This is a genomic window from Campylobacter coli (assembly GCA_039516895.1).
Lineage (GTDB): Bacteria > Campylobacterota > Campylobacteria > Campylobacterales > Campylobacteraceae > Campylobacter_D > Campylobacter_D coli_B.
In genome coordinates this window covers 761,492-773,084 of record CP154437.1, presented here as the reverse complement: position 1 = coordinate 773,084, position 11,593 = coordinate 761,492, and the positions used below count along the sequence as shown (strand labels likewise).

Annotated in this window: 10 protein-coding genes; 3 read left to right on the top strand and 7 right to left on the bottom strand. The window is 30.7% G+C overall.

The genetic code is table 11. The features are described from left to right. Positions 1-38: 38 nt before the first annotated feature. From AAID94_03810 to lepA, 3 genes are all read right to left on the bottom strand, one after another. A complete protein-coding gene (locus tag AAID94_03810) occupies positions 39-614 on the bottom strand; it encodes a phosphoribosyltransferase family protein (GenBank protein XAK24650.1) in 576 nt (191 codons plus the stop codon). Next, a complete protein-coding gene (gene mapA / locus AAID94_03805; protein ID XAK24649.1) occupies positions 611-1,255 on the bottom strand; it encodes an outer membrane lipoprotein MapA in 645 nt (214 codons plus the stop codon). The genes AAID94_03810 and mapA overlap by 4 nt, the downstream gene beginning before the upstream one ends. 87 nt (positions 1,256-1,342) lie before the next feature. Continuing rightward, complete coding sequence (gene lepA, locus AAID94_03800; protein ID XAK24775.1) at positions 1,343-3,139, bottom strand: translation elongation factor 4; 1,797 nt, start codon at positions 3,137-3,139, stop codon at positions 1,343-1,345. Between the two features lie 128 nt (positions 3,140-3,267). Between lepA and cmeD the strand changes: the two genes are divergently transcribed. From cmeD to AAID94_03785, 3 genes are read left to right on the top strand one after another with little or no spacing between them, the layout of a single operon-like run. Then, a complete protein-coding gene (gene cmeD / locus AAID94_03795; protein XAK24648.1) occupies positions 3,268-4,551 on the top strand; it encodes a multidrug efflux RND transporter outer membrane subunit CmeD in 1,284 nt (427 codons plus the stop codon). Continuing rightward, positions 4,548-5,288, top strand: a complete 741-nt coding sequence (locus AAID94_03790; protein ID XAK24647.1) for an efflux RND transporter periplasmic adaptor subunit — start codon at positions 4,548-4,550, stop codon at positions 5,286-5,288. Before cmeD ends, AAID94_03790 begins: the two co-directional genes overlap by 4 nt. A gap of 3 nt (positions 5,289-5,291) precedes the next feature. Then, positions 5,292-8,309: an efflux RND transporter permease subunit gene (locus tag AAID94_03785; protein ID XAK24646.1), complete on the top strand. Its 3,018-nt coding sequence runs from the start codon at positions 5,292-5,294 to the stop codon at positions 8,307-8,309. Between the two features lie 20 nt (positions 8,310-8,329). On the opposite strand, the gene AAID94_03780 is transcribed toward AAID94_03785, so the two are convergent. Genes AAID94_03780 through AAID94_03765 form a run of 4 tightly spaced genes read right to left on the bottom strand, consistent with a single transcriptional unit; the run spans position 8,330 to position 11,535 of the window. Next, positions 8,330-9,136: an adenylosuccinate lyase gene (locus AAID94_03780; GenBank protein XAK24774.1), complete on the bottom strand. Its 807-nt coding sequence runs from the start codon at positions 9,134-9,136 to the stop codon at positions 8,330-8,332. Between the two features lies 1 nt (position 9,137). Further along, a complete protein-coding gene (locus AAID94_03775; GenBank protein XAK24645.1) occupies positions 9,138-9,857 on the bottom strand; it encodes an arginyltransferase in 720 nt (239 codons plus the stop codon). Beyond that, positions 9,857-10,093 carry a hypothetical protein gene (locus tag AAID94_03770; protein ID XAK24644.1) on the bottom strand — a complete coding sequence of 79 codons (237 nt, stop codon included), beginning with the start codon at positions 10,091-10,093 and terminating at the stop codon, positions 9,857-9,859. Before AAID94_03770 ends, AAID94_03775 begins: the two co-directional genes overlap by 1 nt. Further along, complete coding sequence (locus tag AAID94_03765) at positions 10,093-11,535, bottom strand: acetyl-CoA carboxylase subunit A (GenBank protein XAK24643.1); 1,443 nt, start codon at positions 11,533-11,535, stop codon at positions 10,093-10,095. Before AAID94_03765 ends, AAID94_03770 begins: the two co-directional genes overlap by 1 nt. Between the last annotated feature and the right edge of the window lie 58 nt (positions 11,536-11,593).

Sequence of the window (11,593 nt, the reverse complement as noted above, 5' to 3'; positions counted from 1 at the left end):
AATTTTCCTTCGCAATTTCAAACTATTATTATAGCACATTAAACTTTTGCATCAGCTAAAACAACCGCAAAAAGAACAGAAATTTTATTTTTTTCTAAAAATTGTTTAGCTTCAAGCAAACTAGAACCCGAAGATACGATATCATCTACTAAAATTACAGGATTATTAATCTTTTTTAAGAGTTTGAAATTTCTTTTATTATCTTGTCTAAATTTTAAACTTTTTCCAGAATATTTTAGATGATTTTGTGCATGTAAGGCACCAAATACAGGCTTAATAGATTCTGTCTTTAAATATTTTGCTAAGATGGCCGAATGAGAATAAAGCAAATTTTCAACTCTATCATCTAAAGGAATAACATTAATTTGCTCATTTACAGAAAAAAAATTTTTAAATTTAAAAAAACTTAATTTTGCCAAGAAATGAAATACAAAATAACCATAAAATTTATGTTTAGCGTGCAAAAGATGTTTAATCTCGTGATATTTATAAAAAGAGTAAACTTTAAAATCTTTTTCAAGTTCTCTTACGCCTAAAGAAAATTCCGATAATTCTTCAGCGCAATGATGACAAAAACAAAGCAGAGTAAAAACTCCGCAATTTAAACATTTCAAAGCTCTGAGATTATACTCGCTGCTTTATTTGCCATCTGTTTAATAAGTAAATGTGTGTAAAAACTGATATCTTTTAAATTTTCAAAACCTTGAACATCTTGTTTAGTACGCAAGGTGAATTTTTTATTTCTATTGATATCATTTAAGCTTAATACTCCAACAAGTCTTGAATGCAGCCCCAAACTATCTTGTTTTGCACTATAGCCAATAAAAGCAAGATCAATTTTAGTTACATAGGGAGAATTGGCTTTATTATCATCAAGGACGATAATACCTCTTGCTTCAAGCTCTTGTTTTAAATAAACATAGAAAACAGCATTAAAATCAAGATTTACAAATAATTTTTGTCCATTGGCATTAAGTACTTTTTGTTCTTCTTTTAAATCATAAAATCTATGCAAATAAACTTTTTTTAAAGCTACGCCTGTATCTAAAGTTCTTTTATTTGCACAACATTGTATCCCAATATCGCTAACATATAAAAGGCCTTTAATTTTTGCTTCAAAACCACTAGAACTCTCGCAAGGAACACACTCAGAAGCTTTAGAGAGTTGATTTACTTGAGTAAAAGTATTTTGTTTGCTCGCACAAGCATTTAAAAATAAAGCCAATGCTATAAAAAATAAAATTTTCTTATTCATCTTTTCTCCTTAAAAAATATTTTGAAAAATATTTTTCAAAATTGTATTAAAAATATAAGTAAATTTCAAGAGATATTTCAAATTTGATTAATCAATCTTAAGCACACTTAAAAATGCCTCTTGAGGCAAATTTACCTTACCTATAGCCTTCATTCTTTTTTTACCCTCTTTTTGTTTTTCCAAAAGCTTTCTTTTTCTAGTAATATCCCCACCATAGCATTTTGCGGTTACATTTTTACCCATAGACTTAACCGTTTCTCTTGCGATGATTTTATTGCCTATGCTTGCTTGAATAGCCACTTCAAAAAGCTGTCTAGGAACTATTTCCTTCATAGCACTCACCAATTCTCTTCCCTTGCTTTGTGCTTTTTCATTTGGCACGATAATACTTAAAGCATCGACATTTTCACCCGCTACTTTAATATCAAGTTTTACCAAATCCCCTACACGAAATTCAATAGGCTCATAATCAAAGCTCGCATATCCTTTTGTCAAAGACTTTAATTTATCATAAAAATCCATCACAATCTCATTTAAAGGTACATCATATTCTAATAAAACGCGCTCAGGAGTGATATAATCCATCTTAACCTGCACTCCCCTTTTTCGATTTAAAAGAGTGATTAAATTTCCTAAAAATTCACTAGGAGTGATTATAGTAGCTTTTACATAAGGTTCTTTGATATGATCAATCTTATTAACCGGAGGTAATTCGCTTGGATTTTGAATTTTTATAAGCTCTCCATCAGTTTGATAAATCTCATAAGTTACAGTTGGTGCTGTGGCGATTAAATCAAGATTAAATTCTCTTTCAAGTCTTTCTTTAATCACTTCCATGTGTAAAAGCCCTAAAAATCCTACCCTAAAACCAAAACCTAAAGCCAAAGAAGTTTCGGGCTCATAAGTGATGGAGCTATCATTGAGTTTTAATTTATCCAAAGCATCTCTTAAATCTTCAAATTTATCTGTTTCTATAGGATAAAGTCCCGCAAATACAAAAGCCTTAGCCTTTTCAAATCCCCCTATGGCTTCTTTGGCTTTATTTTTTACTAAGGTTATAGTATCACCTACTTGCACATCGCCTACGGTTTTAAGCCCAAGCACTACAACACCTACTTCACCTGATTGTAAAGATTGGGTTTTAATAGGGCTTAAAGGATGAGGATAAAAAAGATCTTGAACTATATGTTTTTTTTCTGTACTCATTACCAAAACTTCATCATTTTTAGTAATGCTTCCTTCATAAATTCTAACCAAAGCCAAAGCTCCTAGATAATTGTCAAACCATGAATCATAAATCAAAGCTTTAGTAGGTGCTTCATCATCTGTTTTGGGCGCCGGAATTTTAGTGATAATAGTCTCTATAAGTTCTTTAATGCCCACACCTGTTTTAGCGCTCACGCAAATTGCTTCCTTGCAGTCAATTCCTATAATATGCTCGATTTCGTGTTTTACTTTTTCAACATCTGCATTAGGCAAATCGATTTTATTAATCACTGGAATAATTTCAAGATTGTTTTCAAGAGCTATATAAACATTAGCTATGGTTTGAGCTTCAACCCCTTGGCTTGCATCTACTACTAGCAAAGCTCCTTCACAACTTGCCAAAGAACGACTGACTTCGTAAGAAAAATCCACATGGCCTGGAGTGTCTATAAGATTTAAAATAAAATTTTCATTATTAAATTTATAATTTAATCTCACAGATTGTGCTTTTATAGTGATACCGCGTTCTTTTTCTATATCCATAGTATCCATAACTTGTGAGCTCATTTGCCTATCGCTAATAGCTCCACATTCACTTATAATCCTATCTGCAAGCGTTGATTTTCCATGATCAATATGTGCTATAATGGAAAAATTTCTAATATTTTTTACCGACAAAATAATCATCCTAAATGTTTTTTTAAATTTTTGATAAGGATTTTAGCAAATTTTCTGTTTAAAACAAATAAATTTTTATTTTGAAAAAACTTCAATTGAAATTTATATAAAGCATATTAAAATATTAAATGTTTAAAAAATATTTAACTCTTATCCACAAAGCTATAATTTTGGTTTTTTTACCCTTATCATTGTCTGCTTCAAATCTGCGCGAATTTATAGCACTAAGTCAAACCAATGAACAATATCTCATTAAACAAATGCAAAGCGAGCAAGCAAGTTTATCAAGAAGTCAAACTTTTAGAAATTATTTACCTAGCCTTAGTCTAAACTCAGCCTATATAGCAAACAATAAAGATTATTTTATCATCAATCCTAAAGAAAGTTTATTTGCCAAGCTTTCTCTTAATCTTTTGCTTTATGATGGAGGTGCTAGAGAAGCGAATTTAAGAGCCTTAGAAAGCAAAGAAAAACTAAGTCTTTTAGATAAAGAACAAAGTAAAAATTATCTTGCTCTAAGTGCTATAACACTTTATTTTAATACCCTAAGTCTTGAAAAAATTTTACTAGCCAATAAACAAAAGGTTGAATTTTTAAGATCTACTTTTGAAAGATTACAAAAATTTCATGATGCAGGACTAAGCCCTAAAGATGAACTTGAAAGCATTAAAGCTAAATATCATTTAAGTTTGTTAGAATTAAGCCAAAATGAATTAAAACTCACTAGTATACAAAAAGAAATTAGAATTCTTAGCAATACAAATTTTACTCCTAGTGGTAATGCTTTTTTAGAAAACCCCGATCAAGAAAAAAGTCAAAGTTATGAAGTGTTAATAGCAAAAGAGCAAATCAATCTAGCCAAAGAAAGCGTAAATTTAGCTAAAGCTGAATATTTTCCTAAATTTTATATCCAAGATAATTTTGGCTTTTATAAAAATAATTACAGTCCAGAAATTCCAGTATATTATCAAAATGTAGCTGATCGATTTTTACAAAAATATTCTCAAAATAATCAATTTATCTTAGGCGTAGAGTGGAAAATTTTTGACTTTAATGCAAGAGCCAAAGAAGTAGAAAAAGAACGCTTAAATGTTCAAATCGCTAATGCCAATGCAAGACTTAGTGAGCGTAAAAACAAAGAAGAATTAAATTATATTGATCAAAGCTTAAAAGTCTTAAAGCAACAAATTTATACTTTAAATTTGAGTCTAAATGCCGCAAATTTAGCTTTTGAGAGCGTGGATAAAAAATACCAAGCAGGACTTGTTTCTTATGTAGAATATTTACAAGCCTTAGAAGCCAAATTTAAAGCGCAAAGTGATTTGGAATTGGCCCATAATGAATTTGAAATTACTAAGGCAAATTATTATTTTAATGCCGGTATAGATCTTAACTCAAAGGTTAGAGAATGAAAGTGATTGTATTTTTAATATTTATTTTTAATTTAGCTTTTAGTGAGGAAATTTACGCAAGTTTTAATGTAGAAGCTGCCAAGCAAAGCAAACTAGCCCTTGAAAGTATGGGTTTAGTAGAACAAATTCCTGTAAAGATCGGACAAAGGGTTAAAAAAGGAGAGCTTTTGCTTTCCCTCGAGCAAACAAGTGAAAAAATTTCATTGCAAAATGCACAAAATTCTTATAAACTTGCTCTTATAGAATTTGAAAATACTCAAAGTAAGATGAAAAAATTTAATGCAGTAGAAAATGTGATAGACAAACAAAGCTATGAGGATATGAAAGCTAAATTTGAAGCAGCAAATCTTAATTTAACCAAAGCAAAGATCAATGTAGAATATTATAAAAATATCTTAGCAAAAAAAGAATTACGCGCACCCTATGATGCCATAGTTTCAAATAAATTTATACAAATTGGAGAAGGAGTGGGCGGAGTAGCCCAACCCTTAATCGAAATTTTTTCATACCCACAAAGCAAGCTTGTTTTAAGCTTTGATGAGAGATATAAAGATCGAGTTAAAATAGGTGATGAATTTTTATACAAAATCGATCAAAGCAATACAGAATACAAAGGAAAAATCACTCTTATTTATCCAAGTATTGAAGTTAAAACAAGAAAAATTTATGCTGAAGTAGAGACACAAAATTTAACACCTGGGCTATTTGGCGAAGGTAGAATCATCACTAGAGATTAAAAAATGTTTAAACTAGCTATAAATCGACCTGTTACAATGCTAATGTTCTTTTTAGCTTTGATGCTTTTTGGGATGATTTCTGCTTTAAGTATGAGTGTAAATTTATTTCCTAATGTTTCCATACCGCTTATAAAAATCACAAGTAAAGTTAATGGGGATTTAAAATTTGTAGAATCTAAAATAACCAAAGAGATAGAAAATACCCTAAGTGAAATTGATGGAGTAAAAACTATCACCTCAGCGACATATGATAATTTTAGCGTAAGCGTTGTAGAGTTTAAACTAGGAAAAGATCTTGAAGTGGCTGCTAATGATGTGCGTGATAAAATCGGCACCCTAAGCCTACCCACCAAACCTGAAATCGAGAAAATCAGCTCTGATTCAGGTTCTGCTATTTCTCTTTTTGTATATTCTAAAGATAAATTAAATCTTATGCGCGAAATCAATGATAAAATCAAGCCTTTTTTACAAAGGATTGATGGGGTAGGAAAAATCGAAGCTAAGGGTTTTTTAGAGCCTCAAATTCGTATAGAATTAAAACCAAATGAACTTGAAAAATACAATCTTAACGCCTTAGAAATTGCCAATATTATCAAAAATCAAAATTTTAAACAAGCTTTAGGAGAGCTTAACAATAACCAAAATAACTATATCATCAAAGGCTATTTTGAAGCTACAAATTTAGAAGAACTTGCAAATCTCCGTATTAAAACAGGAGTTTTTTTAAGCGATATAGCCAATATCTCAAATCTCTATGAAGATGAAAAACAAAGTGCGATTTATAAAAACCAAGAAGGTGTGCTTTTAGAGTTAGGAAAAATCACAAATTTTAATACTCTTAAAATGATTCAAAATGTCAAAAACGCCTTGCCGAATTTAGAAAAACAAATTTCTAATGATATAAGTATAGAAGTGCTTTATGATAAAAGCCTAAATATCCACAAACACCTTTCTCAAGTTATTTTTGATATGGTTTTGGGAATTTTCCTTACTCTTGTAATTGTATTTTTATTTTTAAGAAATTTAAGTGCCACTTTAATTGCTTGCATAGCTATACCTACTTCTATCATCTCAACCTTTTTTATCATTGATCTTTTAGGCTATGATCTAAACCGCTTAACCTTTATCGCTCTTACTTTAAGCATAGGAATTTTTATCGATGATGCCATAGTTGTAATCGAAAATATCGCTAAAAAATTAAAGACTTATCCACCTTTGCAAGCTGCTTTTTTAGGCATTAGCGAAATAGGCTTTAGTGTTTTAAGTATCAGTATAGTTTTACTTTGCGTTTTTATACCTATTTCTTATATGAATTCTATTCCGGGTTTATTTTTTAATGCTTTGGGCATAAGTGTTGCAAGCGGTATAGTTATAAGTTTTTTAGTTTCAGTATTTTTAATCCCAAGTTTAAGTGCTAGATTTTTAAATCCAAAAGAAAGTAAATTTTATGAAAAAACAGAAGCATTTTTTGAAAAAATGGAACAAAAATACGAAAATTTACTTTATAAAATTTTGAAAAACAAGGCCAAATTTATCCTAGCTACTCTTATTTTTGTAGCTCTTTCTTTTGCTTTGGCTACGCGTATAGGGCTTGATTTTTTACCTATGGAAGATGATAGCGAAATTCAAGTTTTACTTGAAAGTAAAAAAGATTTAAGTTTAGAGGCCATGAAAGAAAAAAGTCTTCATTTGCTTGAAAAAATTCAAATGGAAGAAAATATAGCTTATGCTTTTTTGCTTTTAGCTTATGATGATGCTAAAGATAGCACAAAGGCTAAAATTTATATCAAGTTAAAAGGCTTAGAAGAAAGAAAACTAAGACAAAATGCCATTGTCAATTTATATCGGCAAAAATTCCAAGATGAGGATTTAAAAATCAAAATTCTAGAACTGCCTAAAATAGAAGGTGCGGGTATTGATGATCCTGTGCAATTCTTGGTTTTAGGAGAGGATTTAAAAAGCTTAAAAGAAGCAGCCTCGCGCGCTAAAGAAATTCTTGCAAGCAATACACGTATTGTAGATATTAATGATAATGCTGATATGATAAAATCCGAAGTGGCTCTACATATCAATAGAGAAAAAGCAAAGCTCTTAGATGTAGATCCTGAATACATAGCTGGAATTTTAGGATATTCTTTTGCACAACTTAGCATAGGAAGTATGGATAGAGGGAATTCAAAAGATGATATTATTTTAAGTTTTGCTCCACAATTTAAAAAAGATATAGAAGCTTTAAAGCGTATCAGTATTAAAAATAATAAGGGTTTAAATTTAGATCTTGCAAGCGTGATCGATTTTACTTATAGTGAGGATTTAAAAACTATCAATCGCTACAATAAAAATCGATCGGTTAAAATCACTGCAGGGGTAAATGATCTTTCTTTAGGAGCTGTTCAAACACTCTTGCTTGACAATATAGATACTATTTTAGGCGAAAATACAAACCTAAATTATACTTTTTCCGGCTTTATCAATCTTTTAGACGAAACCGTACAGGGCTTTATAGTAGCTGTTATTTTGGCTTTTGTTTTAATTTATCTTGTTTTAGCTGCACTGTATGAAAGCTTTATTTTACCTCTTATCATCATGATAACCATGCCTTTGGCTTTTGGCGGTACTTCCATAGGGCTTTTTATAAGCGGACATAATTTTTCACTTTTTGTTCTAATCGCCATTATCTTGCTTTTTGGAATGGTAGGTAAAAACGCCATCTTACTTGTAGATGTTGCCAATAAAAAATGCCACGAAGGCTTAGATCCTGACGAGGCTCTTTTAATAGCTGGAAAATCGCGCTTAAGAGCTATCTTGATGACTACATTTGCTATGATTTTTGCTATGCTACCTCTAGCCCTTTCAAGAGGGGCAGGATATGAGGCAAATTCACCTATGGCTATAGCTGTTATTTTTGGACTTATAAGCTCTACTTTACTTACCTTACTTGTAGTACCCGCACTTTTTAAATTCTGCTTTAAACTTGATACTAGATTAAGAAAAATTTATGAAAGAGAGAAGATAAACTAAAAGACTGATTATAAAGTCTTTTAGGTATTGTTTTTATAAAGAGCTTTTAAATTATCATAAGCAATTTGTATTTTTTCAAATTGTTCTCTTGCATAAGCTTGCTCTATGGCACTTTTGCCTTGATAAAAATCAGGATGATAAAGCTTTACCATAATCAAATATTTATGTCTAATCTCGCTAAGATCGTTTTGTGGGGTACATTCTAAGGTATTAAAATAATTACTAAAGAGTTTGGCTAGGGCATTAAATTTCCATTTCATATTTTCTTTATTATGAATATTTTGACGAAAATTTTTATACTCTTGACGATCAACTTCAAAATTAACACAATATTTTAAATGCTCACTCTCATCAGCAAAAGCTTCAAAAAATTCAAAAGTGCTTTCATTTTTATAATCTAAGATCAATATACGAGTCATTTCATTGTATTCTATACAATGCTCTTTAAAATAGTTTTTCATATAGGTAACAAAAAGTTTTTCATTTGAACTGAGCTTCATTAAAATCTTATCCCCAGCAAAATCAACCTTGATAAACAACATGGGTTTAAGCACATTGTTTTGTTCAAAATTAAGCCTAAAGGTTTTAAAATGCGCATCTTTTAAATTTTCTATGCTTTCGTTAGAACTTTTGCGATACTTTTGATCTAAAACTTTTAAAAAATAACGGCGTTGTGGAATTTCATTCTCTTCAAAAAAAGAAAAAATCTTATTTTTACGCCCTACCACCTTTGTGAAATTTTTGGTAATCAAGTCTTTAAAATACTGAAAAACATTAATATCATCGGTATTAACATTGATAGTTTCTAAAGTTTGCACGATCTGCATCTCATCTCTCCCATAAAATCTCATTCTCAAAAAGCTCTCTTGTGCCTTTTAAAATTTCATTGGGTGTATAATCGGCTTTATACGATAAAGATTGACACTTTTTTACAAAATATCCTAAATAAATATATTTTAATTTTTCTTTCTTGGCTATCTCTATTTCATTAAGTAGAGAAAATTTACCTAAAGAAAGATGAGAAAATTCTGGATCATAAAAACAATAAATACTAGAAATTCCATCTTCAAGTCTATCAATCAAATCCACACAAACAAGCTTATCCTCTACATAAAAAGCAAGCTCATAGCCAAAATTCATAAATCCATCAATATAAAGATTATAATATTGTCTGAAATTTAAATCGTATCTTTTCCAAGTTCTTTTCTCTTCCATAAAACGGTGATATTTATCATATAAAAACAAATGCTCATTACTTAGCAAAGGTTTTCTTAGCATAATCTTGGTATTTGCATTTTTATTGATCACTCTTCTTTCACTGCGTGAAAATTTATACTCATCTGCCAAAATTCTAAGACTTAAACACTCTTTACAATCCTTGCAAATAGGGCGAGAAAAATACCTACCAAAACGACGCCAACCACGCCTGATGAGCTTGCTATTAATTTCCTTGGAACAATTTTCTATATATTTGTACTCTATCCTAGAGCGCCTATCTTTTAGATAAGGACACTCATCTTCAAGAGTACAAAAACCAATCTCTAGCATTAAATTTTCTTAATATCTGCATTTTTAATAAATTCCAAAAACTCATCCTGCAATTTTTCTTGTTTTAAAAAAACCTCTTGCATTTCTTTATCCAAGCTCATCTCTTGTGGCTGTGTTTTTATCTCTTTATTGAAATGGCTCATATCCTTTTTATTTGAATTTTTAGGGCTTTTTTGTTCCTTAGAATGCGTTTGCATTTCTTTTTTTATGCTCTTTAGACTGTCAAAAAAATCCATTATTCTCTACTTTCGCGTATTTTCTTCAAAGTAGCCGCGATTGCAGCAATAACTTCTTCTTTGTTATCCTGATGGCGATCTTCAGTATTTTCTAATAATTCTTGCATATGTGTTTCTATAAAAGAAGTATCAAAATACCCTCTTCTAAATTCTCTTGTTTTAGTAATCGCAATCAAAAATGGTATGGTTGTTCTAATATCTATGATAAATTCTTTCAAAGCTCTTTCAAGTTTATTTACCGCTAAATCATAACTTGTAGCTTTTATGATTAATTTTGCAAGCATAGAATCATAATAAGGAGGTACAGTATAATCTTTATAAATATGGCTATCCACCCTTACAGATGGCCCAAGTGCTGGATAATACTCCCCTATCTTACCCGGACTTGGAATGAAATTTTTCCATACATTTTCAGCCGTAATCCTTGCTTCTATAGCAAAACCTCTTGGCTTGATATCACTTTGTTCTAAATCTAAAATTTCCCCACCTGCGATACGAATTTGACGCACGATTAAATCCACTCCTGTGATTTCTTCAGTTACAGGGTGTTCTACTTGAATTCTCGTATTCATTTCCATAAAATAAAAACGGTTATAATCATCAAGCAAAAATTCTATCGTTCCCGCATTAGTATATCCAACAGCCTTAGCAGCAGCCACAGCAGTAACACCCATAGTTTTTCTTAGATTATCTGAAATTCCAGGACAAGGTGCGATTTCAATCACTTTTTGATGTCTTCTTTGAATAGAACAATCCCTTTCGCAAAGATGGATAATATTTCCATAATTATCCCCTAAAATTTGAAATTCTATATGGCGAGGATTGACTACATATTTTTCCATAAACACTTCATCATTATTAAAATAAGTCAATGCTTCTCTTTTACAAGAATCAAAAGCATTTTCTAATTCTTCTTCTTTATGAACGACACGAATTCCTCTTCCTCCGCCGCCTCCTGAAGCTTTTAAAATCACAGGATAGCCTATCTTCTCTGCAAATACTTTGATTTCATCCATACTGTAAGTATTTAATTTTTCTGTTCCTGGAACGATAGGAATTCCATTTTGAGCCATTAATTTACGGGCTATGTTTTTATTTCCCATTTTATGAATAACTTCAGATTTTGGACCTATAAAAATAATTCCTGCTTCCTCGCAAGCTTTAGCAAAATCATAATTCTCACTTAAAAATCCATAACCAGGATGTATAGCATCAGCTCCACAAGCCTTAGCGATTTCTATAATTCTTCCTACATCCAAATAACCCCTTATAGCATCTGTACCTATGCGATAAGCCTCATCAGCAATTTTCACATGCAAACACTCACGATCAGGCTCTGTAAAAACCGCAACACTTTTAATATGTAAATCCCTACAAGCACGGATTACACGGACAGCTATTTCAGCACGATTTGCTATAAGAATCTTATGAATTTGTACCATAATTTGCCTTTATAAATTTTATTTACATATCTCATATTCTAGCAAAATATCCTTACAA